Here is a 23,043-nt window from a genome sequence, read left to right as displayed (position 1 = left end):
AGCACTTATGTCTGATTCTCATCCCCATGAACGACCACGCCATTCCTGGTGGAGGCGCGTGCTGTGGATTTTTCTTGCGGCGGTCGTCTTGACGTGGCTGGGAAAAGCGCTCTTGCCCGACATGGCCTCCTATGGGAAAGAGCAGGTTGCTGTCGTTCGGGTCGAAGGTCCGATCCTTGACTCCAAGCAAACGATCACAGAACTGCAGGATTTCAGCCAAGACCCTATGGTGAAGGCTATCGTGGTTCGAATCGATAGTCCTGGTGGGGGAGTGGCGCCATCCCAGGAGATCTATAACGCGGTCAAACGCGTGAAATCTGACTACAACAAAACCGTTGTGGCGTCCATGGGAACTGTGGCGGCTTCCGGAGGATATTATATCGCTGTCGCGAGTGATCGTGTGCTGGCCAACCCGGGCACGTTGACTGGAAGCATTGGCGTGATCATGCAAATGGCGAATTTTGAAGAATTGCTCAAGAAAGTCGGGGTCAAAAATTTTGTCATCAAGAGTGGACGCTACAAGGATCTTGGTTCACCCTTTCGAGAAATGAAGCCCGAAGATCGCCAAATTTTGCAGTCGGTCATGGATGATGTGCATCAGCAGTTTATTGAAGCGGTGGCGGAGGGGCGGTCCTTGGATATCGCGGATGTCGAACTGTTGGCGGATGGGCGGGTTTTTACCGGACGTCAAGCCAAAGATTCCTTATTGGTTGATGAACTGGGTGATCTGACTGACGCGATCCAGCTCGCAGGTAAACTCAGCGGAATTGAAGGTGAACCTCGGGTCGTGGAGCCGACCAGGCAGTTTTCTTTCAGAGATTTCCTGGAAAGCTCTTTTCTTGGAAACGCGTCATCGGTCATTTTGCAAACATCTTGGAATCCATTGATGTACTTAATGGTTTTTTGACGGATTGGTCTGGTATGCTTCTCGGAAGTTCTTGAATCAGCGTGTGCCTGAATGTTATTGAAGGAGGCATGAATGACAAAAGCTCACCTGATTGAAAGGTTAAGTGAGCAGGCTCCCACGCTTAGCCATCGACAAGCGGAGCTTGTGGTCAATACCCTGTTTGATTCCATTCGGGATTCGTTGAAAAATGGTGAAAAAACTGAAATACGCGGGTTCGGTAGCTTCCGCCTGAGAGTTCGGCAAACGAAGGAAGGTCGTAATCCGAAGACCGGGGAAACGGTAGAAGTGCCGGAGAAGCGTATGCCATTCTTTAAAGCCGGGAAAGAAATCAAGGAATTATTAAACCAATAAAATAAATCGTAAGTTGAGAATGTCTAAACATGAGTTCATCTGATCAAAACATCACTGACCAGGAAGTCGTCTGGACGGATGATGCGCTGAAGCGTCTGGAGCGTGCTCCATTCTTTTTGAGAGGTATGGTCAAGCGGTTGGCCATCAAAAAAGCCAAAGAACTTGGCTATCCTCAAATTACGGTCGAGATTCTCGATCAGTTTAAACAGCAGATGATGGGGCAGATGGGTGGCGAAGCGGGTCTCAGTCAGGCTGCTCAAGATATAGAACAGGGTCAACTTCCATGGACGGCTGAAGCGAAAAAACGGCTTGAAACAGTCCCCGAGTTTATGCGGGATATGATTAAGCGAATTGCGGCAGATATCGCAAAAGAACGTGGGCACATGGAAGTGAACGTCGAGCTCTTTGAGAAAGTAGAGGCTTTAGGCGATATACAGGAGCAGATTGGTCCCCCATTGGAATGGACCGAGGATGCGGTGGCGCTGTTGGGTAAAAAAATCGAGGATTCTCCCCCCATGGCTAAGGAGTTTGTCTCGGACATGTTGAAGCATGATGCCGAAGATCTGGCCCGAGAGCAAGGCATCACGCTCATTGACGCAGAGTCTTTGCTTTGTCTATGGGAAGCTCCGCAATCTCGAGTGGCATGGTCAGATGAGGCCTGGAAACGGCTTCAGACCTCGCCGGACTTTGTGCGAAGCGGCATTCGAAAAGCCGCGGAACGGCGAGCGCGAAAGCTAGGGCTTGAAGAAATCGACTCGGAACACCTCACCGTGTTTCGAAACGAAGCCATGATGAAAGCAGTGAAACGTATTCGCGCGTTCGGGTACAAAGAGCTGACGTTTGATGCGTTTGATGATGCGTTGGTGAAGGTCAAACGTTTGAAAGGGAATGACCAAGCCGAACACCGGTTAGAAGAAATTCGTGATTACATGAAGACCAAGCCAGACGTTGGCGTTCTCGGTGAAGAACTCATGGGACGCTTCCGTAGTTATCTCAAGGGTGAAGGCAAGCTTTAGTACGTTCCTCTCTGACATACCTTTGATTTCCCCTTACCCCTTCCCCTCAATTCTCGTGAATTCCCATAAGATTTAGCTGACACGCATCAATCCATTTTGTGCAGTTCCAACCTCACATGTGGTGAAGTTCATGGGAATGACTGTCACTCTAAGGCAGCTTTCTTCGCTTCTTGGTCGACGAGTTCATTATTGAGATCTCCGCTGTGCGCCTTAACTTTAACCCATTCTATGGTCATCCCTGACGTTCGAACCATTTCTGCATACTCCTGAGTGAACGGAGTATTCCTCTTCCAGGCGTAGGTTGGCCAGCTGGCTAGTCCTTGGTAATCATAATGAACGCGGAGGTTGGTGATAGGTTGAGTTTGGCACCATTCGATCGCCTTACGAACAGCCATGATTTCGCCAGCGACGTTTCGATGGTGACAGGCGCTCTGAGGGATGTCATTTCCGCGATCACGATGAATTTCCTGTCCATTCTTACGAGCAAGGTAGGCCCATCCGAGACGTAGTGAGCCGTCAGTGCGCGGTATGCACGATCCATCCACCCAAATGTCAATCGTATTTTGAATATCCTCCGAGTCTTCAACAATGTTTGAAGAATCGGGAAAAGCATACGCTTCCGCTTCTTCCCTGGTTGGGAATGATTGGTATTCGGCCCCGGAGAACTGGGCGATCTGTCGTTGACATTCCGGCCATGTCAGGAAGACACCAACCTGACGGCCCCGTCGAACGGCATAATATTTTTTTTTCACTTCAATTTCTCAAGACGGTCTTTGGCGAGCGCGGCGCGAGTGGATTCTTCGGGGATATGTTGGACGAGAGCGAGATAGGTTTCATACTCATCGATGGCCCGACGAGGATTGGTCTGTTCATAGGCCTGCGCCAAGTTAAACCGTGCTCGCGCGTAGTTGGGTTGTAAGGTGATGGCTTTTTCGAACGTCGTAATCGCTTGCGAAGGTTTTTTCAATTGTATGAGGACGATGCCCAGACTATTTAATACATGAGGCGAATAGGGTTGGATCGTTAATGATTCTTCGATGGCTTCCCGTGCTTCTGTCAGTTTTCCTTCATCCCGCAAGGCAAGCCCCAGGCGATGATGGGCTTCAGCGACTTGTTTGGCATCGCCGAGGCCAAATTTGATGGCTAGACTGTAGGCGTCTATCGCGATATCAGGCTTTTTGCCAGGACAAGATTCAAAGAGGGCGATTTCGCCTCTAGCAAATTGTTGAGATGCGAGAAAGTGTTGAGTCTTCGGTTCATTGTCGACTGGTTTTATAGGAGATAAAAATTCTGGCTGTGCTCCGTCAAGTAGCGTTTCATAGGGGTCCAGGACGATGACAGCGACCATCAAGTCCTGCTCGCCATCGTCGTTTTGCCGGACGAGGTATTGGGTCGTCGTTTTTTCATCACCTGTCCGGTATAGTTTGATCGTATCAGAATGTGTCTCACTGATGAGGGAATCAAGATTCGTGAAGAATTCGCGTGCCGGGGTTAATTGAGATAGAGTGCCTCGCAAAACGGGGTATGGTTCGAGGTTCAACCCTAAAGGATAGCTTGTAACCAGGGCGACCAAGACCTTATCCTTGTTAAAAAACAGCCACTGTTTCTTCTTGTGTCGAATGTGAGTTTCGGTGGACCATTCTTCTCCGCTTCCCCATGGTCTTTGCTGATAATTTATTTGATCTTCCAAATTTCGTACCATCTCCGCCGTATTACACAAGCGTATAAGACCGAGGAGATCCAGGTCACTGGCCGATGGAGGTAATGGTGAAGGTGCTTCAGGAGGTCCTCCACCGCACCCTACTAAGAGCATCAGCAGGAAGGGGAATAACAGTCTGTAGGAATGTTGGGGAGTCATGACTGAAAGATGAAGCTCAGCTATGAATAGGCATGGTGGGCGATACTGGTATCGAACCAGTGACCTCTACCGTGTGAAGGTAGCGCTCTCCCCCTGAGCTAATCGCCCGTGGAGGAAAATCTTATCATACCGGTAGAGGGGGATCAATGAATTCTCTCAATCGACAACTTGACGGGTGATTCTGTGAGGAGTAGTCTGGACATAGTGTTTTTCGCTCATGTCATGAGTAAGGCTTTTCACTCTTTGCGGCTGGAGGTGGCGTTATGGAAAAGCAAGAACGTCAGCACGATAACAGACAGTCAGATTCTGCCAAGGAAGCCGACGATATTCAGGCGAATCCCAAGGTCGTTGAGACTGGGGAAAAGCTCAAAGAAGAAATCGATGAATTGGTTGACGAGATTGACCAAGTGCTCGAAGAAAATGCCGCAGAATTCGTGAAAAATTATGTGCAAAAAGGAGGTCAGTAATCGTTTATCAGAGCAACCGTTGTTTTGAAATGACGATGTCTTGACCTCATCAGTCAGATTCTCCTACCGTTTCGCTTCCCCGACGTTTCTCCAGACCTTTTCTTTACGGTACAATGCAATCAGTCGATCGTCTTCCGGTTTTTGGGTGAACGTGTTGATTCACGAGATGAATGTTCAAGACCTGCCAGGCAAGTTGGAGACACGATGTTGGTGACCAAAAAGTGGAATGTGCGCAAAAGTAGCCCATCGCACGTCACGCGATTGGCCGAAGATCTGGGTCTTTCGACACTCACCGCGACTGTTCTATTTCATCGAGGGTTTTCAGAAGTCGAGTTGGCTCGTCAATGGTTGACGCAGGACCGTATTTCTCTGCATGACCCTTTTCTGATGGCTGATATGGGAAGAGCTGTGGATCGCCTCCACCATGCCATTGAAAGACAAGAAAAGATTTGTTGTTACGGTGATTATGATGTTGATGGGATATCGGCGACCAGTCTGTATTTGTCGTTTTTGCGTCCACTGGGGGCCGTCGTTGGATATTACATCCCAGACCGACAGCGTGAAGGCTATGGGCTGAATGAAGAAGCCGTCTGTCGGTTGGCTAAAGAAGGGGTTAAGGTCCTGGTCACGGTTGATTGTGGGACGAGTTGCCACAAGGAAGTGCGCCTGGCTCAGGAGCTTGGGCTGGATGTCATTATTACCGATCATCATCAAATTTTAGGCCCCCATCCTGAAGCCTTTGCCTTTTTGAACCCTCAGCGTGCCGACTGTCGGTATCCATTCAAGGGCTTGTGTTCTGGCGGGCTCGCGTTCAAAGTGGCTTCGTCGTACTGTTCACGGTATGTTGACGCTGACGTCGATGTCGCCGCGTTGTCCGATTTGGCAGCGTTAGCCACGTTGGCGGACATGGTTCCATTACAGGATGAAAATCGTGTGCTTGTTCGTCATGGGCTGAATCAAATGGGCGACAATGCGCGAACAGGAGTAGACGCGTTAAAAAAGTCTGCTGGAATTTCCGGCTCGGTGTCGGAAGGTATGGTGGCGTTTCGATTAGCGCCAATGATCAATGCGGCTGGCCGTTTGGCTCATGCTCGATTAGGTGTGGATCTGCTCACGAGCGAGTCGCCACAAGAGGCTCTTGCCGTGGCGCAGCAATTAGCGAACCTGAATAATCAACGCCGAGAGTTGGAGCAAGAGAGCGTCGAAGAAGCCATTGAGATGATCGATGAATCCGTGACACCTAGCGCTCTCGTCGTCGGGAGTCGTCGATGGCATGTGGGAGTGGTGGGAATCGTCGCGTCCAGGCTGGTGGAACGATTTGCCCGGCCAGCTATTGTCGTGGCGTTTAACGCACAGGGATTTGGGCGAGGTTCGGTCCGCAGTGTTCCTGGGTTGGATGTGTGTCAGCTCTTGACGCGATGTTCAGATCTCTTGGCAGGATTTGGAGGACATCCGGCCGCTGCCGGAATCCAAATCCAAGAGACCCAGTTCGAAGCATTTCAGGATCGGTTCTCTCAAATCACAAAAGTTTCCCTGGAAGATGGAGGCTTTACCCCTTCGTTAGACGTTGATGCTCCTGTCGCCCTTCAACAGATACAACCCAGACTTCTTCGGGAGTTTGAGCAACTTCAGCCCTTTGGCGTGGGTAACCCTGAGCCGGTGTTTTTAGGCCAACAGGTCACGGTATTGGAGCAACGTGTGCTCGGTAAGGATCATCTCAAGTTGATCGTTCGCCAAGGTCGTTCTGTTCCGTTTGAGTGTTTAGGGTTTCGGATGGGAGCCATCGAACCATTGCGACGGCTTGAGCGCCGAATGATTGATATGGTGTTTGTGCCCGAGATCAATCGTTGGAAGGGGCTGGATCGTATTCAACTACGAATTCGCGATATAAAAGTGAGAGGACAAGGACGGCATCTCGCATGTTGATGACATCGATTAAAGAAATTGACGAATTGATTAACCGTGTACAAGCCTATCATCCGGAGGCTGATGTACAGATGATTCGTCGTGCGTATGAATTTTCTGCTCACGCCCATGACGGACAAATGAGGCAATCGGGTGAGCCCTATTTGCAGCATCCTCTCGCGGTGGCAAACATCTTGGCTTGTCTGAAGCTGGATGTTCCGGCGATCGTGGCTGGCCTCTTACATGATACGGTTGAAGATACGGTGGCCACGCACGATGAACTGGAAAAACAATTCGGAGAAGATGTGGCTCGATTGGTCGATGGCGTCACCAAGATCGGTCAAATACCGTTTCAGTCACACGAAGAGAAGCAAGCGGAGAATTTCCGCAAGATGGTGCTTTCGATGGCGAACGATATTCGTGTGGTCTTTATCAAACTGGCTGACCGTTTACACAATATGGAGACCTTGGAGCATTTATCCGAAAGTAAGCAGCGACAGATTGCGCAAGAGACCCTCGAAATTTACGCGCCACTCGCGAATCGATTGGGTATGAGCTCCATGAAGCAATCGCTCGAAGATCTCTGTCTGCAATACTTAAAGCCTGATGTCTATGCCATGCTCAAGTTGCGGGTGGCCAAGCGTGATGAAGATCGGCAGGAATTTCTTCAAGGGTTGATTGATCTCGCTAAAGAAGCCTTGGCTGACGCTCGGCTACCGGGCGATATTCAAGGCCGTCCCAAGCATCTCTACAGTATTTATCAAAAAATGGAACGGCAATCGATCACGTTTGAAGAAGTGTATGATCTGACCGCGGTCAGGATTATTACGGATTCAAAGATGAATTGTTATGCCATTCTGGGGCTAATCCATTCTTTATGGCCGCCTGTGCCTGGACGATTCAAAGATTATGTCGCGACGCCTCGAGCCAATTTATATCAATCGCTTCATACGACGGTTGTTGGCCCGCAAGGAGAGTACGTGGAGTTTCAAATCCGTACGGAAGAAATGCATCGTATTAATGAGTACGGGGTGGCCTCACATTGGCGGTACAAAGAGCCGGGTGCGGTAACAGGCAAGGATGAAAAGATTTTCAGTTGGTTGCGGCAGTTTGTCGAATGGCACAAAGATTTGTCTGATAATCGTCAATTTATGGATTCTGTCAAGCTCGATCTTTTTCACGATGTCGTGTTCGTTTTCACGCCCCTCGGGGAGGTCAAAGAAATGCCGGTTGGGTCAACGCCCGTTGACTTTGCCTATGCCATTCATACCGAAATTGGGGATCATTGTGTCGGTGCCAAGATAAACGGCAAATTGGTTCCATTGCGCCATCGTTTGAACAGTGGAGACATGCTCGAAATTTTGACATCGCCCTCTCAAGTTCCACACAAAGGATGGTTGAAATTTGTCCAAACGTCACGAGCGAAAGCCAAGATTCGACATTGGTTTAAGGTCGAAGAACATAAGCGTGCCTTGGAAATCGGCCGTCGTTTATTGGAGCGCGAGTTCCGGCGTTATGGTTTGCCGACAGCTCAGACGTTCAAATCTGAACGTTTGATCGCTGTGGCCAAGGACCGTGGTCTTGATGCCGTGGACGAACTGATTCGTTTGGTTGGGTATGGAAGACTCTCGGCTAGCCAAGTTTTGAATCAATTGCAGCCGTCCGGTCAGGAGGATGCTGATGATAGGGCATCCGAAATCATTGAAGGAACCGATACGAAGCTTCTCAAGCATCCGGAAAAGTCCGTGAAGGTCAAAGGAGGGACGGATGTGCTGATGCAGCTTTCAAAATGTTGTAACCCTGTTCCGGGTGATTCAATCATGGGGTATATCACCAGGGGGCGTGGGTTAAGTATCCATGCTATCGGTTGTCCCAACCTTCGAGCCTTGGATTGGGATCATAACCGATTGGTTGAAGCGGAGTGGGATGCAGGCATTCACGGGACACATTCTGTGAAAGTTTCTGTTCTCACGATCGATCGTACGGGAGTGTTGGCGGATATTTCTGCGGCTATTTCCAGTTGTCAAGCGAATATTACTCGCGCCGAGATTTCAACGCGCGAAGATCGAAAAGCTGTTCTCGATTTCGTCATTGAAATTACCAATACCCTGCATCTTGAACGGATGATCAACGGGATCGAACAGGTTGAAGGGGTGATAAATGCCAGACGTGTTCGAGGGTGGTAATGAGTGGGGCAATTAAAGTTAGAAGGGAGTATTGCGTATAGTCGGGGGCAGCTTGATCGTCAATTGACTGGCAATTGAAATGCCATAGTGTTTTGCCATGCCTGCATTGAGCTCTAAGACATAGAGTGCTTCCTTGAGAGTATGATACCGGGGGCAACCCTCATCCATCCTGGTACAGACTGGGACATTCGATTCAATGTGGACGACGTGTCCATTTTGATCCAACCATATGATGTCTAAAGGAATTTTAGTGTTTTTCATCCAGAAAGTCCAGTGATCTAACTCACGAAACACAAATAGCATTCCATGGTCAGGTGGCATGTTTGTACGAAACATCAGGCCTTGTGATCGTTTAGCAGGGGTGTCGGCGATTTCGACGGTTAATACAGATTGATTGGGGGAGATGATTTCTGCAAAATCTCTATTATTAGTAGGTTGTTGTTCAATCTCTGAAGCCGATAAAGAAGAAACTGTAACGAAAAGCATAAGGAGAAGGACAATTCCCCGTGTGCCTGTTCTGGTTATCTTTGGCATATCAAACCTGTCTCCTTGTACTCTCCGATTTGTATCATCTGGCAGGAGCATAAGATAGTTCTGAGATTTCGAAAATTTTTTGGTACTTTTGTCGCACAGAGACTTGGGTTGGCGATCCTAGGTATTCTTACAGGTGTTGTCAATTTATTTTTTCTTTTAGTAAATAAATATTGTCAGGCAGTAGATGAAAAAGCCAGGTTTCTTGGCATTGGTAATCAATAAAGTCTTTTCTTGACTGATAGTAAGCGTCTACGTATAATAAATCTTTTACGAACTTGGCTATTGCTTTGCCTTGTGGCAATTGTGGGCCAATTCTGGCGGAGGCTCGGAACTCCTGTCGTAATGTTTTTCATCTGAACACTTTAACTGGCAGGATCTTTTTCCGTGGGCAAGTGGCCAACAATCCCACCTCCATTTCTGTCTTTCCCTGTTGCAAGTTATTGAGTAGTTAAGAAATTATAACGGGCAGGTACCCAAGTGGACAACGGGGGCAGACTGTAAATCTGCTGCCATCGGCTTCCAAGGTTCGAATCCTTGCCTGCCCACCATAGAATATGAGAGCTGATCTATATCATAATCATAAGGGTAGGAAATTAGAGATTCATGAAACTTATGCGGGCGTAGCTCAGTGGTAGAGTTCCAGCCTTCCAAGCTGGCTGTCGTGGGTTCAAATCCCATCGCCCGCTCCAAATCTGTGTAGAGGGTGAATGCGAGCGTAAAACGTATGAATGACCACTTTTTACGTTTTGACGTCGCCGTCTTTACGATCTAGGGCCCACGTAGCTCAGTTGGTAGAGCACGTCCTTGGTAAGGACGAGGTCACGCGTTCAATCCGCGTCGTGGGCTCCATACGATTTTTATCCTGGTCGTGTTTCGGTGCGGCGATTTGTTATCTATGCAATTGATCAGTTATCTATCGTTCATGATTTAGTTATTCTGGAGGCGGGGCATGGGGAAGGCGAAATTTGAGCGGAAGAAGCCGCATTTGAATGTGGGAACCGTGGGGCACGTGGACCATGGGAAGACGACGCTGACCTCGGCGTTGACGAAGGTGATGGGGGATCAGGGGATGGCGCAGTATGTCGCCTATGACGATGTGGCGAAGGCGAGTGAGTCGCAGGGGCGGCGCGATCCGACGAAGATTTTGACGATTGCCATTTCGCATGTGGAGTATGAGTCGCCGAACCGTCATTATGCGCACGTGGACTGTCCGGGGCATGCGGACTATGTCAAGAACATGATCACGGGGGCGGCGCAGATGGATGGAGCCATCTTGGTCGTATCGGCGGCGGATGGGCCGATGCCGCAAACGCGGGAGCATATTCTACTGGCGCGGCAGGTAGGGGTTCCGTATATTGTGGTGTTTTTGAATAAAGCGGATAAGGTTGAGGATAAAGAGTTGTTGGAGTTGGTGGAGCTGGAAGTGCGGGAGTTGTTGAGTAAGTATGGATTTCCCGGGGATGACGTGCCGATTGTGACGGGCTCGGCGATTAAGGCAATCGAGGGGGATCAAAGTGAGATTGGGGTGCCGTCGATCATGAAGTTGCTGGAGGCGATCGATAGTTATGTGCCGACGCCGGAGCGGGCGATTGATAAGCCGTTTTTGATGCCGATAGAAGATGTGTTTACGATCAGTGGGCGCGGGACGGTGGTGACGGGGCGCGTGGAGCGTGGGCAAGTGAAGGTGGGCGATGAGATTGAGATTGTGGGGTTAAAGCCGACGCAGACGACGGTGGTGACGGGTGTGGAGATGTTCCGGAAGGTGTTGGACGAAGGGCAGGCGGGGGATAACATCGGGGCCTTGCTGCGGGGGACGAAGAAGGAAGAGGTGGAGCGGGGGATGGTGTTGGCGAAGCCCAAGAGTATCACACCGCATACGAAGTTCAAGGCCGAAGTGTATGTGTTGACGAAGGAAGAAGGGGGGCGGCATACGCCGTTTTTCAAGGGGTATCGGCCGCAGTTTTATTTCCGGACGACGGATGTGACGGGGATTGTGGAGTTGGAGCCCGGGGTGGAGATGGTGATGCCGGGGGATAATGTCTCGTTTACGGGGGAATTGATCGCGCCGATCGCGATGGAGCAGGGCTTACGGTTTGCGGTGCGAGAAGGGGGCCGTACGGTGGGGGCTGGCGTAGTCACGGAAATTTTGGCGTGATCGTGCATATACAAAATTATTAAGTTGAGGTAAGAACCCATGAGAGTCATCATTGCTTTAGCCTGTGGGGAGTGTAAGCGGCGCAATTATTCCACCATGAAAAATAAAAAAAATGATCCTGACCGGCTTGAGCGAAAAAAATTCTGTCGCTTTTGTCGAAAGCATGTGCCTCATAAAGAAGTCAAGTAACCGGTGGTGATGCAGGGTGATGGATTCGTGCTTCAACAATGTTCTGACGGATATCCCGTATTTGTCGTTTTTGAAGGGGCATAGTGTTAATGGCTAGCACGTCGGTCTCCAAAACCGAAAGTCCGGGTTCGAATCCTGGTGCCCCTGCCACAGTGAAAAATAACCATGGGGAAGGTGTGAGTCGTGTTTAAAAAGTTCTGGACAACGATCGTCGAGTTTCTCTCTGATGTGAAGAGTGAGCTCAAAAAGGTCTCATACCCAACAAAGACTGAAACGATCGGTTCGACGACGGTCGTCCTGCTCTTTTGTGTCATCATGTCCATTTACCTTTCCGTCGCCGATTCGATATTGGTTTGGATCATCAGTAAAATTCTTTAGTGGAGTCATAAGTATCATGCCTAAAAACTGGTATGTTATTCATACGTACGCGGGGTATGAAGGTCGAGTAAAGACGAGCATTGTTGAGCGGGCGAATCAGATGGGAATGGGTGATGTTGTTGGTCAAGTCTTGGTCCCGACCGAGGAAGTGGTAGAGTTTAAAGATGGTAAGCGACGGGCTTCAAAGCGTAAGTTTTTCCCGGGCTATGTGCTGCTGGAGTCTGAGGGGGTTTTAAGCGACGAAGCCGTTGTGATGATCAAGGAAACCCCTAAGGTCACGGGGTTTGTCGGCGGGGGGGTCAGACCCATTCCGTTGGATCCCGAGGAGGCTGAAGCTCTTTTAGGCCAGCTGGAATCAGGAATGACTGCACCGAAGGAGACGGTCGATTTTGAAAAGGGCGACAGTATACGAATAATCGATGGGCCATTCTTGGGCTTTAATGGATTGGTCGATGAGGTCGATTCCGATCATTCGCGGGTGAAGGTGTTTGTGAGTATTTTTGGTCGGTCAACGCCAGTTGAGTTAGCGTTTTCCCAGGTAGAGCGTGGATGATGACCTCTGCCCTATCTGTTTAAATCCTTTAATATTTGCTTAGGAACTTATCATGGCTAAAGAAGTAATGACTCAGATTAAGTTGCAGATTCCGGCGGGTAAAGCGAATCCAGCTCCCCCGGTTGGTCCTTCGCTTGGTCAGCATGGGGTCAATATTATGGATTTTTGTAAGCAGTTTAATGCTAAAACTCAGAAGGAAGAAGGGTCTATCATTCCCGTTGTCATTTCAGTATACAAAGATCGAAGTTTTTCCTTTATCACAAAAACTCCTCCAGCCTCGGATTTGCTGAAAAAGGCTGCCGGTCTCATTAAGGGGTCGGGAGTGCCGCATAAGCAAAAGGTCGGGAATATCACACGGTCTCAACTGGAGGAAATCGCCAAACAGAAAGTTGTTGATCTGAATGCGATTGATGTCGCGGGGGCTGCAAAAATTATAGAGGGTACTGCCCGGAGCATGGGGATTACGGTTGAAGGTTAGGTCGACGTATCTCGTTTCTGTGATTATTTATGGCAGGAAGGATGGTGAGCAGTGAGTAAAAAATTCAAGGCTGCAATCGCCAAGGTTGAAGAAAAACTTTATGACCTTCAGGAGGCGAGCGCGCTGGTAAAGCAGATTGCTTTTGCAAAATTTGATGAAACGGTAGAGCTGGCCATACGGTTGGGAGTTGACCCCAAACGGGCTGATCAATTGGTTCGAGGGACGACAGTATTGCCTCATGGAACGGGGAAAAAGGTACGTATCGTAGTATTCGCGAAGGGTGAAAAAGAGCAAGAGGCGAAAGCTGCTGGAGCTGACTATGTTGGCGCCGAGGATTTGCTGGAAAAGGTAAAAGATGGCTGGCTGGATTTTGATTCGGCCATAGCGACTCCGGATTTAATGGGAGCTGTCGGGAAGTTGGGAAAAGTGTTGGGGCCTCGTGGATTGATGCCAAACCCCAAAACTGGAACGGTCACGTTTGAAGTCGGCAAAGCTGTCGAAGAAATTCGAAGGGGGCGTGTTGAATTTAAGGTTGATAAAGCTGGAATCGTGCATGTACCAGTCGGAAAAGTTTCTTTCGAAAGTTCGCAGATTAAAGATAATGTCGTAGCCGTGTTTGATTCGATCATGAAGGCTAAACCGGCCTCGAGTAAAGGGCGATACCTGAAGACGGCCACCTTGTCTAGCACGATGGGCCCTGGAGTGCCGCTAGATAGTATAGGTCTTGCGCGTCAATTCGGGTAACGGCTCGACCTACTAGAAGAAGGAAGTGAGATAATTCGATGAAAAAAACAGAGAAAGCTGCAGTCGTGACGGAAATGCATGATCTGTTCTCTCAGGCAAGGTTGGCGATCGTCACCGAATGCTCAGGAATGCCGGTGAATCAGGTTGTCCAACTTCGCAGGCAATTGCGCGACGCTCAAGCTCGCATGCATGTGGTGAAGAATACTCTGGCCGGTCGAGCCGCTGAAGATACGCCATTATTGCCGATACGTGATTTGTTGACAGGGCAGTCAGCCTTAGTGATTGGGTACGATGACCCCGTATTGCCGGCTAAAATTGTCAGGGATTTTATTAAGAATGAAAAATGTGAAGACAAACTTACGATTAAGGGGGGAGTGTTAGATGGTGAGGCCCTTGATGCGAGTCGTCTAAATGCCGTTGCGGATTTACCATCAAGAAATGATTTATTGGCGATGTTCTTATCTGCCGTTCAGGGCCCTGTTCGTGGGTTTGTTGTCGCGCTTAATCAAATAGTTCGTGGATTTGTTGCCGTCGTGGCTGCAATACAAGAAAACAAAAGTCAAAAAGGGGAGGATGAAATGTCTGCTACAGAAGCAAAGTTGTCCAAGGAAGATATCATTAACGGAGTCTCCAGCATGAGTGTCTTGGAGCTATCAGAGTTGGTTAAGGCGCTTGAAGAAAAGTTTGGCGTCACGGCGGCAGCGCCGGTTGGTGTTATGGCCGCTCCTGCGGCCGCTGGAGCGGCGGCGGCTCCGGCTGAGGAGAAGACCTCCTTTGATGTTGTCCTTGGTAGTGCGCCAGCTGACAAGAAGATTCAAGTTATTAAGGTGGTTCGTGAAATCACGGGACTTGGGCTGAAAGAAGCTAAGGATCTTGTCGAGGCTGCTCCTAAGCCGGTGAAGGAAGGCGTTTCAAAGGAAGAAGCGGAAGGATTTCAAAAGAAGCTCCAAGAGGTTGGTGCGACTGTCGAAGTCAAGTAGGTGCAAGGGGCTTTGCTTTGGGTGGCGTTGACATGTTTATTCATTAAAGGAGCACCGAATGGCCCAATCCGTTAATCAAGGGATTATTGAGCGGAAAAGTTTTTCAAAGATACCCTTAACCATTGAAATTCCAGATCTCGTGGAAGTTCAAAGGCGGTCGTACGATGAATTTTTGCAAGCCGGCACGCCTCCTGAAAAGCGTGAAGATAAAGGTCTGCATGCCGCTCTTAAGAGTGTTTTCCCTATCGGGGACTATAATAATTCTGCTCTTTTGGAATTTTCTAATTATGCCTTAGGGACGCCAAAATACGACGTTCGGGAATGTCTCGAACAGGGCATGACTTTGGCTGCGCCGCTCAAGTTACGAGTGCGTTTGGTGGTCTTTGATAGTCAGGATAAAGCCGTCAAGAATCGTGTATTGGATGTAAGGGAACAGGAAGTCTATGTCGGAGAATTACCGTTGATGACTGACCGAGGGACATTCATCGTCAATGGGACCGAGCGGGTTGCCGTTAGTCAGCTTCATCGATCGCCTGGCGCTTCCTTTAGTCATGACAAGGGGCGAACGCATGCCAGTGGCAAGGTGCTCTACTCTGGAAGAATTATTCCCTATCGAGGCTCATGGTTGGATTTTGAGTTTGATGCTCGTGACATTTTATACGTACGGATTGACCGTCGACGAAAGATGCCTGCGACGATTTTGTTGAAGGCGTTTGGCTATTCGGCGGACGACCTCTTGAAAATGTATTACCCAGTCGAGGAGATTCGAGTCAGTGAAGGGGGATTGGTCAGAAAGCTTGATCCTGAATTGCATGCTGGGCTACGGGCTCCGATCGATATATTCGAATCAGGCGGAAAAGAACCGATCGTGAAAGAAGGGATGCGGCTGACGAAGGCCATTCTGGCCCGCATGCGAACGGCAGGAGTCAAAGAAATCCCCGTTAAGCCGGATGATCTTGTGGGGCGTGCGGTCTTGACTGAAATTGTAGATCCTGCTTCCGAAGAAGTAATCCTTGAGAAGAATCAACGCTTAACGGTCCAAATTCTTGAGAAAATTATTGAAAACGACTCTCTGTCTTTTAAAGTCATTTATTTGGGTGGTCTCGCCAGCCCTGTGATTTTGGACACCTTGGAAGCAGAGCGTACCAATTCGCGGGAGGAAGCGTGGGTAGAGATTTATAAGAGGCTTCGTCCCGGGGAAATGCCATCTGTTGAGTCGGCAAAATTGCTCTTTGAAAACCTTTTTTCTAACCCTAAGCGGTACGACTTGTCTCCGGTCGGCCGTTTGAAGATGAATAAACGGTTTGGACTAGATTTATCACTGGATCAACGGACCTTAACTTCTCAGGATCTTGTCGAGGTCGTTCGGTGCTTGGTCGAGCTAAAGTCCGGGAAGGGAGAGGTCGATGACATCGACCATTTAGGTAATCGGCGGGTTCGTTCGGTTGGGGAGCTCTTGGAGAACCAGATTCGTTTAGGACTTGCGCGAATGGAGCGGAGCATCAAGGAGCGGATGAACCTTTTGGATATGGAGACGGTGCTGCCTCACGATTTAATCAATGCCAAGCCCATTGTCGCGGCGATTAAAGAGTTTTTCGCCGGAAGCCAACTCTCTCAATTCATGGATCAGACAAATCCGCTGGCCGAAATCACGCACAAGCGCCGACTGTCGGCATTGGGGCCAGGGGGATTGACTCGTGAACGCGCTGGATTCGAGGTTCGCGACGTGCACCCTTCGCATTATAGTCGAATTTGTCCTATTGAAACGCCTGAAGGGCCAAACATCGGCTTGATTACATCGCTAGCCACCTATGCGAGAATTAATCAATTTGGGTTCATAGAAGCGCCGTTTCGGAAGGTGCGTAAAGGGCGTTTAGTCGAGGAAGTTGAATTCCTGTCCCCGCTCGAGGGCGAAAAATTCGTCATTGCTCAGGCCAACACGCAGGTCGATGAGTCCGGAAATTTTGTGTCCGATACGATCACCGCGCGTGCAGGTGGAGAATTTGTCATTACGACACCCGAAGAGGTTGACTACCTTGATGTATCCCCTAAGCAGGTCGTGAGTGTCGCTACCGCGCTTGTTCCATTTTTGGAGCATGATGACGCCAATCGTGCCCTCATGGGTTCAAACATGCAACGACAAGCCGTTCCGCTCATTCAGTGTGAAGCTCCGTTAGTTGGGACCGGGATGGAAGCCATTGTGGCTCGGGATTCTGGCTATCTGGAACGTGCAGGTAGCGATGGTGTTGTCGAAAGTGTTGATGCCAGGCGAATCGTCGTGAGGTCTGATCTGAAAAAGAAGGAGGACGGGAAAAAGGCCAACAGCCGAATGTTGGAAACGTTTGACCTCATTAAATTTCAGAGAACGAACCAGAATACCTGTATCACTCAAACTCCGATCGTTCGCGTTGGTCAGCCTGTGAAAAAGGGGCAGGTGCTTGTTGACGGGCCTGCGATGGATCGAGGGGAATTGGCTCTAGGTAAGAATGTCTTGGTGGCATTTATGCCGTGGGGAGGATACAACTTTGAGGACGCCATTTTATTGAGCGAGAAGCTCGTCAAGGATGACACCTTTACGTCCATCCATATCGAAGAGTTCGAAGTGGAAGCTCGCGATACAAAGCTGGGCAAAGAAGAGATTACGAGGGATATTCCCAATTTAGGAGAAGAGGCGCTCAAGAATCTTGATGAGAGCGGGATTGTTCGCATTGGGGCTGAGGTCAAGGCCGGAGACATTCTGGTAGGAAAGGTCACGCCGAAAGGCGAAACGCAGTTGACCCCTGAAGAAAAATTGCTACGCGCGATTTTTGGCGAAAAGGCTGGGGATGTCAAGGACACATCTCTTCAGGTGCCGCCAGGCATCGAGGGGATCGTCGTGGATGTCAAAATCTTCTCGCGTAAAGGTGTCGATAAGGACGATCGGTCTAAGACCATTGAGTCGGACGATCGGGTCAAGATCGAAAGAAACTACCAAGACGAACTGCGCATTATTGAAGAAGAGCGGAACAAAAAAATCCGAAAACTTCTTCTTGGGCAGTTTGTTGGCCGGGATCTTATGGATCCTGATAGTGGAGAGGTTATCCTCAAGAAAAAAGGGCGAATTACGTCAGAAGTCTTAAGGAAACTCTCAAATGATGACGCGCGTCGAGTCATTCTGGGAGATGGAGAGGAACAGAAGAAGCTTGAAGAAATCGAGCGTGCGGCAAAAGATCAGATTGAAATTCTTCAGACCATGTATGATGAGAAAGTGGGAAGATTGAGAAGGGGAGATGAGCTCCCGCCCGGGGTCATCAAGTTGGTCAAGGTATATCTCGCCATCAAACGAAAAATTGCCGTTGGCGATAAAATGGCTGGACGTCATGGGAATAAAGGTGTCGTCTCGAGAATTCTTCCAGAGGAAGACATGCCCTATCTGCCGGATGGTACTCCGATTGAAATCGTCTTGAACCCTCTCGGTGTTCCTTCCCGTATGAACGTCGGTCAGATTCTCGAAACTCATCTCGGGTGGGCAGCCAAGGCGTTAGGGATGCACATGGAGAGCCCGGTATTTGACGGTGCCTCGGAGAACGAAATTAAAGAGGTTCTTCGTAAGGCGAATCTCCCTGAAAGCGGTCAATCCGTCGTCTACGATGGGCGGTTTGGTGAGCCGTTTAAAAGCCCTGTGACAGTAGGGTACGTCTATATGCTGAAGCTGCATCATTTAGTTGACGATAAAATTCATGCTCGATCGATTGGTCCCTATTCTTTGGTGACGCAACAACCCTTGGGAGGAAAGGCTCAATTTGGAGGTCAGCGACTCGGTGAAATGGAAGTGTGGGCCCTTCAGGCCTATGGTGCGGCCTCAACTCTTCAGGAATTTTTAACCGTAAAGTCTGATGATGTGCCTGGTCGGTCTCGCATGTATGAAGCGATCGTCAAAGGTGAAAATTTCCTGGAGCCTGGTCTTCCCGAATCGTTCAACGTTTTAGTAAAAGAACTTCAAAGTTTAGGGCTTGATGTTGAGCTCATCAAGTCGGCCGATTGATTCGGGTCCAATGCTATCAGCTGTTATCCTTTTAACCGGAGGGAAATTCCTTGGAAAGCATCTATTCCCTATTTGAAAAACCGCGTGACGCCGTGTCTTTTGACGCGATGCGAATCCGAATTGCGTCGCCGGAAAAAATCCGGTCCTGGTCCTATGGTGAGGTGAAAAAACCGGAAACCATCAACTACCGTTCTTTCAAGCCAGAACGTGACGGTCTGTTCTGCGCGAAAATATTCGGTCCCACGAAAGACTGGGAGTGCAATTGCGGAAAATATAAGAGGATGAAGCATCGGGGTATTGTGTGCGATAAGTGTGGCGTCGAAGTCATTCAATCCAAGGTTCGTCGAGAACGGATGGGGCATATCGAATTGGCCGCGCCGGTAGCCCATATTTGGTTTCTCAAAGGTGTGCCAAGTCGAATCGGTATTTTGTTGGATATGAGTCTCAAACAATTGGAGAAAATTCTCTACTTTGAGGCTTATGTGGTGCTTGATCCCGGCAATACGCCTCTCAAGGAGAACGAGCTCTTGACGGAAGAGAAATACCGCGAGTGCCTTGATGAGTATGGGCATCAGTCATTCAAGGTTGGTATTGGTGCCGAAGCCATCCGAGAATTGTTGCGCAAAGTTGACGTTGAAGCGCTGTGGAATGAGCGCGATACCAAAATGAAGGGGTCGGTGTCTTCAGCTGTCAATAAAAAGTTAACGAAACGACTCAAGGTGATCGAAGCCTTCTATAAATCTGGCAATAATCCAGAGTGGATGATCATGGATGCTATTCCAGTGTTGCCGCCAGAGCTTCGCCCCTTGGTTCCCTTGGATGGGGGACGATTCGCCACGTCGGATCTGAATGATCTGTACCGACGGGTTATTAATCGAAATAACCGTCTCAAGCGATTGGTGGAGCTGAAGGCTCCCGGCGTGATCATTCGGAATGAAATGCGAATGTTGCAAGAGGCTGTAGATGCGCTGTTTGACAATGGCCGGCGGGGGCGAGTGATTCGAGGCGCCAATAAGCGACCGTTAAAGTCGTTGAGCGATATGTTAAAGGGTAAGCAGGGACGGTTTCGGCAAAATCTTTTGGGAAAACGGGTGGACTATTCAGGCCGTTCGGTGATCGTGGTTGGGCCTGAGCTTCGCTTAAATCAATGTGGAATCCCCAAAAAAATGGCCCTGGAACTTTTTAAGCCATTCATCTTTCACAAACTCGAAGAGCGCGGCGCTGCGACCACGATCAAAAGCGCGAAGCGGCTGGTGGAAAAGGAGCGCCCGGAAGTCTGGGACGTATTGGATGAAGTGATTCGTGAGCATCCTGTCATGCTCAATCGCGCGCCTACCCTCCATCGCTTGGGCATTCAGGCGTTTGATCCCGTGCTGGTTGAAGGGAAAGCGATACGGCTCCATCCACTCGTTTGTGCGGCATTTAATGCTGACTTTGACGGTGATCAAATGGCTGTACATGTGCCGCTTTCCATCGAGGCGCAAATTGAGGCGCGAGTGTTGATGATGTCCATCAATAATGTTCTCTCTCCGGCAAACGGCAGGCCTCTGGCCATTCCCTCTCAGGACATGGTGTTGGGCTGCTATTGGTTGACCAAGGAATCAAAGGGGTCGAAAGGGGAGGGGGGCATTTTTTCATCTACAGAAGAAGTGCGAATTGCCTATGATGCGGGAGAAGTTGAAGAGCAGGCGAGCATTAAGGTTCGGATAGGGGGTGAATTGATAGAGACAACAGTCGGGCGTGTACTGCTGTCTGAAATTCTTCCTTCTAATATTCCATTCTCGAATGTTAATCAGCTCATGACCAAGAAGGAAATGACCAAACTTATCGATGCTGTCTATCGACAGGCCGGTCTTCATGAAGTTGTTGTGATGCTCGATAGGCTCAAAGATGTCGGTTTTTCGTATGCGACCAAGGCCGGGGTTTCCATTTGCATCGACAACATGCATATCCCGACCAAGAAAGAAGCGCTCATCAAAAAGGCCGAGGTCGAAGTGCATGATGTGCAGCAACAGTATAGCGAAGGACTGATCACGAATGGTGAACGTTACAATAAGGTCATCGATATTTGGGCGCATGTGAGTGAGCAAGTGGCCAATGAGATGATGAATGAGATTAGTGCTGATGGTGGAAAAGGGGAGACGGGTTCGTTGAATCCCATCTATATGATGGCAGACTCCGGAGCTCGTGGGAGTTCTCAGCAGATCAGGCAGCTTGGTGGAATGCGGGGCTTAATGGCAAAGCCATCCGGCGAAATCATTGAAACGCCTATCACCGCAAACTTTAGGGAGGGATTGACCGTTCTTCAGTATTTCATCTCAACACACGGTGCGCGGAAGGGGTTGGCCGATACGGCGTTAAAGACAGCTAACTCAGGGTATCTCACGCGTCGACTGGTTGATATTGCTCAAGACGTGATCGTCAGCGGAATTGATTGCATGACCAACGACGGTATCATTGTGACGGCGCTAGTTGAGGGTGGGGAGGTGATTCAACCTCTTGAGGAACGTATTTTGGGTCGGCTTGTTGCAGAAGATGTCCATGATCCTGTCACGCAAGAAGTGATCGTGAACGCCAATGAAGAGCTCGATGAGGTTCGGGTACGCGCGGTGGTGGAGGCAGGAATCGATCAGGTTCGGATTCGGTCCGTGTTGACTTGTCAGGCGCGATGGGGGGTCTGTGCCATGTGTTATGGACGTGACCTGGCCAAAGGGCGACTTGTCGAAAAGGGAGAGCCTGTCGGAGTGATTGCTGCGCAATCAATCGGAGAGCCTGGGACGCAGTTAACGATGAGAACCTTCCATATCGGTGGTACAGCCAGTAAGGTTGTCGAGCAGACCGTCTTGGATGTGAAGCACGGCGGAGAAATTAAGTATCTGAGTTTTGATGCCAAAAAGAACGCTGACTTTCACAATCCAGCAATGGCTGTGAAGACTCAACGGGGTGATTGGGTGGTTATGAGTCGAAACGCAAAAGTTGCAGTGTATGACGAGAGTGGGCGTGAGCGGGAAAAGTACCCAGTCGTCTACGGCGCGAAAATAAAAGTGAAAGATGGAGGGAAGGTTGAAGTCGGTGAGAAAATCGTGGAGTGGGATCCTTACTCTCTCACGATTTTGACCGAAGTTGGGGGGAAAATCGCTTTTGGGGATATCTCTGAAGGCGTCACGATGAAAGAGGAAGTTGACGAAGTGACCGGGCTTTCAAGAAAAGTTGTCATTGAGCAGGCAGGGACAAACCTTCGTCCGAGGCTCTCGATTAAAGATGATAGCGGAAAAACAGCCAAGTTAAGCTCGGGCGCGCAAGCTCGGTATTTGATGCCCGTCGGCGCGCATATTTTTGTTGAAAAGGGTAGCATTGTTCACCCTGGAGATGTATTGGCGAAGATCCCAAGAGAGACGACGAAGACAAAGGATATTACGGGCGGATTGCCAAGAGTCGCGGAATTGTTCGAAGCGAGAAAGCCAAAAGAGCAAGCCGTGGTGAGTGAGATTGACGGAGAGGTGTCGTTTGGTGGATTCGTGAAAGGAATGAGAAAGGTCACCGTCGATAATAAAATCGGCGATATCAAGGAGTATTCGATCCCACGTGGGCGGCACGTCAACGTCCATGAAGGAGACTGGGTTCGTGCCGGCGAGCCTCTTATGGATGGCTCTGCGAATCCTCATGATATCTTGGCGGTGTTAGGTCCCAGAGAGTTACAAAAATTCCTGGTCAATGAAGTGCAAGAAGTGTATCGACTGCAGGGGGTGGTGATTAATGACAAGCACATAGAGGTCATTACCCGCCAGATGTTGAGAAAGATTCGTATCGAGGAAGCTGGCGATACGACGTTTTTACCAGGGACGCAGGTGAATCGCTTTGACTTTGAGGATGAAAATGAGCGTGTGTTGGCGGAAGGTGGGTCGCCAGCCATTGGAAAGCCGGTTCTGCTCGGTATTACCAAGGCCTCATTGAGCACGGACAGCTTTATATCCGGGGCTTCATTCCAGGAAACCACAAGAGTTCTGACGGAAGCCGCGATAAATGGGCGTGTCGATGATTTGAGGGGTCTTAAGGAAAATGTGATCGTGGGACGCCTTATCCCAGCTGGAACAGGGTACACCGAGTATCGGGAAACCTATGTCCCTGGGCCAAAGTCTGAACCAGAATTGCTAGAAAACGGGGAAGGGAGCTCGAATTCTGTTGAGGTTGTGTCGTCAAACTAATTTAATTGAAGCAATAAGAAAAAGTTGATTTCGTAGCTTGACAGCATAGAAGTTGGTCTATATAATCCGCTGGTTTTGCGCGAAATTTATCAATGTCAATCAATAGGAATGAT

General features: G+C 49.4%; 18 protein-coding genes, 5 tRNA genes and 1 pseudogene. 20 read left to right on the top strand and 4 right to left on the bottom strand.

Annotation, left to right across the window (positions count from 1 at the left end):
• Positions 1-7: 7 nt before the first annotated feature.
• The 3 genes from sppA to MRJ96_03030 all read left to right on the top strand — a co-directional run bounded on the left by sppA (position 8) and on the right by MRJ96_03030 (position 2,274).
• On the top strand, positions 8-907 hold the full coding sequence (gene sppA, locus MRJ96_03040; protein ID MDR4500413.1) for a signal peptide peptidase SppA: 900 nt from the start codon (positions 8-10) through the stop codon (positions 905-907).
• A 72-nt stretch (positions 908-979) separates the two neighbouring features.
• Entirely contained in the window at positions 980-1,258 is a 279-nt protein-coding gene (locus MRJ96_03035; GenBank protein ID MDR4500412.1) for an integration host factor subunit beta, read from the top strand.
• Between the two features lie 29 nt (positions 1,259-1,287).
• A complete protein-coding gene (locus MRJ96_03030; protein MDR4500411.1) occupies positions 1,288-2,274 on the top strand; it encodes a PCP reductase family protein in 987 nt (328 codons plus the stop codon).
• Positions 2,275-2,417: 143 nt separating this feature from the next.
• Here the strand turns inward: MRJ96_03030 and MRJ96_03025 are convergent, their stop codons facing one another.
• The 3 genes from MRJ96_03025 to MRJ96_03015 all read right to left on the bottom strand — a co-directional run bounded on the left by MRJ96_03025 (position 2,418) and on the right by MRJ96_03015 (position 4,240).
• Positions 2,418-3,026: a ribonuclease H family protein gene (locus tag MRJ96_03025; protein ID MDR4500410.1), complete on the bottom strand. Its 609-nt coding sequence runs from the start codon at positions 3,024-3,026 to the stop codon at positions 2,418-2,420.
• Positions 3,023-3,964 (bottom strand): tetratricopeptide repeat protein, encoded by a 942-nt coding sequence (locus MRJ96_03020; GenBank protein ID MDR4500409.1) that lies wholly within the window; start codon positions 3,962-3,964, stop codon positions 3,023-3,025. The genes MRJ96_03025 and MRJ96_03020 overlap by 4 nt, the downstream gene beginning before the upstream one ends.
• 201 nt (positions 3,965-4,165) lie before the next feature.
• A tRNA-Val gene (locus MRJ96_03015) sits at positions 4,166-4,240 on the bottom strand.
• A 155-nt stretch (positions 4,241-4,395) separates the two neighbouring features.
• On the opposite strand from MRJ96_03015, the gene MRJ96_03010 reads away from it, so the two are divergent.
• From MRJ96_03010 to MRJ96_03000, 3 genes are all read left to right on the top strand, one after another.
• The gene (locus tag MRJ96_03010) at positions 4,396-4,599 is read left to right on the top strand and encodes a ubiquitin-like protein Pup (GenBank protein MDR4500408.1); all 204 of its coding nucleotides are present in this window, start codon (positions 4,396-4,398) and stop codon (positions 4,597-4,599) included.
• 204 nt (positions 4,600-4,803) lie between these two features.
• Positions 4,804-6,525: a single-stranded-DNA-specific exonuclease RecJ gene (gene recJ, locus MRJ96_03005; GenBank protein ID MDR4500407.1), complete on the top strand. Its 1,722-nt coding sequence runs from the start codon at positions 4,804-4,806 to the stop codon at positions 6,523-6,525.
• Complete coding sequence (locus MRJ96_03000) at positions 6,519-8,690, top strand: bifunctional (p)ppGpp synthetase/guanosine-3',5'-bis(diphosphate) 3'-pyrophosphohydrolase (GenBank protein MDR4500406.1); 2,172 nt, start codon at positions 6,519-6,521, stop codon at positions 8,688-8,690. The genes recJ and MRJ96_03000 overlap by 7 nt, the downstream gene beginning before the upstream one ends.
• An 18-nt stretch (positions 8,691-8,708) precedes the next feature.
• Here the strand turns inward: MRJ96_03000 and MRJ96_02995 are convergent, their stop codons facing one another.
• A complete protein-coding gene (locus tag MRJ96_02995) occupies positions 8,709-9,224 on the bottom strand; it encodes a DUF192 domain-containing protein (protein MDR4500405.1) in 516 nt (171 codons plus the stop codon).
• A gap of 463 nt (positions 9,225-9,687) precedes the next feature.
• Between MRJ96_02995 and MRJ96_02990 the strand changes: the two genes are divergently transcribed.
• The 14 genes and pseudogenes from MRJ96_02990 (at position 9,688) to rpoC (ending at position 22,930) form a co-directional block, all read left to right on the top strand.
• Positions 9,688-9,772 (top strand) — tRNA-Tyr (locus tag MRJ96_02990).
• A 66-nt stretch (positions 9,773-9,838) separates the two neighbouring features.
• A tRNA-Gly gene (locus MRJ96_02985) sits at positions 9,839-9,913 on the top strand.
• A gap of 84 nt (positions 9,914-9,997) precedes the next feature.
• Positions 9,998-10,073: transfer RNA gene (locus MRJ96_02980), tRNA-Thr, on the top strand.
• Positions 10,074-10,173: 100 nt separating this feature from the next.
• Positions 10,174-11,379 (top strand): elongation factor Tu, encoded by a 1,206-nt coding sequence (gene tuf / locus MRJ96_02975; GenBank protein MDR4500404.1) that lies wholly within the window; start codon positions 10,174-10,176, stop codon positions 11,377-11,379.
• 39 nt (positions 11,380-11,418) lie between these two features.
• A complete protein-coding gene (rpmG, locus tag MRJ96_02970; protein ID MDR4500403.1) occupies positions 11,419-11,568 on the top strand; it encodes a 50S ribosomal protein L33 in 150 nt (49 codons plus the stop codon).
• A gap of 74 nt (positions 11,569-11,642) precedes the next feature.
• A tRNA-Trp gene (locus MRJ96_02965) sits at positions 11,643-11,718 on the top strand.
• Between the two features lie 33 nt (positions 11,719-11,751).
• Positions 11,752-11,946: a preprotein translocase subunit SecE gene (secE, locus tag MRJ96_02960; protein MDR4500402.1), complete on the top strand. Its 195-nt coding sequence runs from the start codon at positions 11,752-11,754 to the stop codon at positions 11,944-11,946.
• 16 nt (positions 11,947-11,962) lie between these two features.
• Complete coding sequence (gene nusG, locus MRJ96_02955) at positions 11,963-12,499, top strand: transcription termination/antitermination protein NusG (GenBank protein MDR4500401.1); 537 nt, start codon at positions 11,963-11,965, stop codon at positions 12,497-12,499.
• A gap of 52 nt (positions 12,500-12,551) precedes the next feature.
• Complete coding sequence (rplK, locus tag MRJ96_02950) at positions 12,552-12,977, top strand: 50S ribosomal protein L11 (protein MDR4500400.1); 426 nt, start codon at positions 12,552-12,554, stop codon at positions 12,975-12,977.
• Positions 12,978-13,028: 51 nt separating this feature from the next.
• Positions 13,029-13,721: a 50S ribosomal protein L1 gene (rplA, locus tag MRJ96_02945; protein ID MDR4500399.1), complete on the top strand. Its 693-nt coding sequence runs from the start codon at positions 13,029-13,031 to the stop codon at positions 13,719-13,721.
• A gap of 74 nt (positions 13,722-13,795) precedes the next feature.
• Positions 13,796-14,218 (top strand): annotated as a pseudogene (gene rplJ, locus MRJ96_02940) (50S ribosomal protein L10).
• Between the two features lie 81 nt (positions 14,219-14,299).
• Positions 14,300-14,701 (top strand): 50S ribosomal protein L7/L12, encoded by a 402-nt coding sequence (gene rplL, locus MRJ96_02935; protein MDR4500398.1) that lies wholly within the window; start codon positions 14,300-14,302, stop codon positions 14,699-14,701.
• A 58-nt stretch (positions 14,702-14,759) separates the two neighbouring features.
• Positions 14,760-18,725 (top strand): DNA-directed RNA polymerase subunit beta, encoded by a 3,966-nt coding sequence (gene rpoB / locus MRJ96_02930; GenBank protein ID MDR4500397.1) that lies wholly within the window; start codon positions 14,760-14,762, stop codon positions 18,723-18,725.
• A gap of 50 nt (positions 18,726-18,775) precedes the next feature.
• Positions 18,776-22,930 (top strand): DNA-directed RNA polymerase subunit beta', encoded by a 4,155-nt coding sequence (rpoC, locus tag MRJ96_02925; GenBank protein MDR4500396.1) that lies wholly within the window; start codon positions 18,776-18,778, stop codon positions 22,928-22,930.
• Positions 22,931-23,043: the final 113 nt, after the last annotated feature.

This window comes from Nitrospirales bacterium (genome assembly GCA_031315865.1).
GTDB lineage: Bacteria > Nitrospirota > Nitrospiria > Nitrospirales > UBA8639 > JAGQKC01.
This window is presented reverse-complemented; position numbering and strand designations above follow the sequence as displayed.

What these genes read in the sequence shown, in the direction of transcription:
- sppA (MDR4500413.1), top strand. Translation starts at nt 8, where the DNA reads ATGTCTGATTCTCATCCCCATGAACGACCACGCCATTCCTGGTGGAGG.
- MRJ96_03035 (MDR4500412.1), top strand. Translation starts at nt 980, where the DNA reads ATGACAAAAGCTCACCTGATTGAAAGGTTAAGTGAGCAGGCTCCCACG.
- MRJ96_03030 (MDR4500411.1), top strand. Translation starts at nt 1,288, where the DNA reads ATGAGTTCATCTGATCAAAACATCACTGACCAGGAAGTCGTCTGGACG.
- MRJ96_03010 (MDR4500408.1), top strand. Translation starts at nt 4,396, where the DNA reads ATGGAAAAGCAAGAACGTCAGCACGATAACAGACAGTCAGATTCTGCC.
- recJ (MDR4500407.1), top strand. Translation starts at nt 4,804, where the DNA reads ATGTTGGTGACCAAAAAGTGGAATGTGCGCAAAAGTAGCCCATCGCAC.
- MRJ96_03000 (MDR4500406.1), top strand. Translation starts at nt 6,519, where the DNA reads ATGTTGATGACATCGATTAAAGAAATTGACGAATTGATTAACCGTGTA.
- MRJ96_02995 (MDR4500405.1), bottom strand. Translation starts at nt 9,224, where the DNA reads ATGCCAAAGATAACCAGAACAGGCACACGGGGAATTGTCCTTCTCCTT.
- tuf (MDR4500404.1), top strand. Translation starts at nt 10,174, where the DNA reads ATGGGGAAGGCGAAATTTGAGCGGAAGAAGCCGCATTTGAATGTGGGA.
- rpmG (MDR4500403.1), top strand. Translation starts at nt 11,419, where the DNA reads ATGAGAGTCATCATTGCTTTAGCCTGTGGGGAGTGTAAGCGGCGCAAT.
- nusG (MDR4500401.1), top strand. Translation starts at nt 11,963, where the DNA reads ATGCCTAAAAACTGGTATGTTATTCATACGTACGCGGGGTATGAAGGT.
- rplK (MDR4500400.1), top strand. Translation starts at nt 12,552, where the DNA reads ATGGCTAAAGAAGTAATGACTCAGATTAAGTTGCAGATTCCGGCGGGT.
- rplL (MDR4500398.1), top strand. Translation starts at nt 14,300, where the DNA reads ATGTCTGCTACAGAAGCAAAGTTGTCCAAGGAAGATATCATTAACGGA.
- rpoB (MDR4500397.1), top strand. Translation starts at nt 14,760, where the DNA reads ATGGCCCAATCCGTTAATCAAGGGATTATTGAGCGGAAAAGTTTTTCA.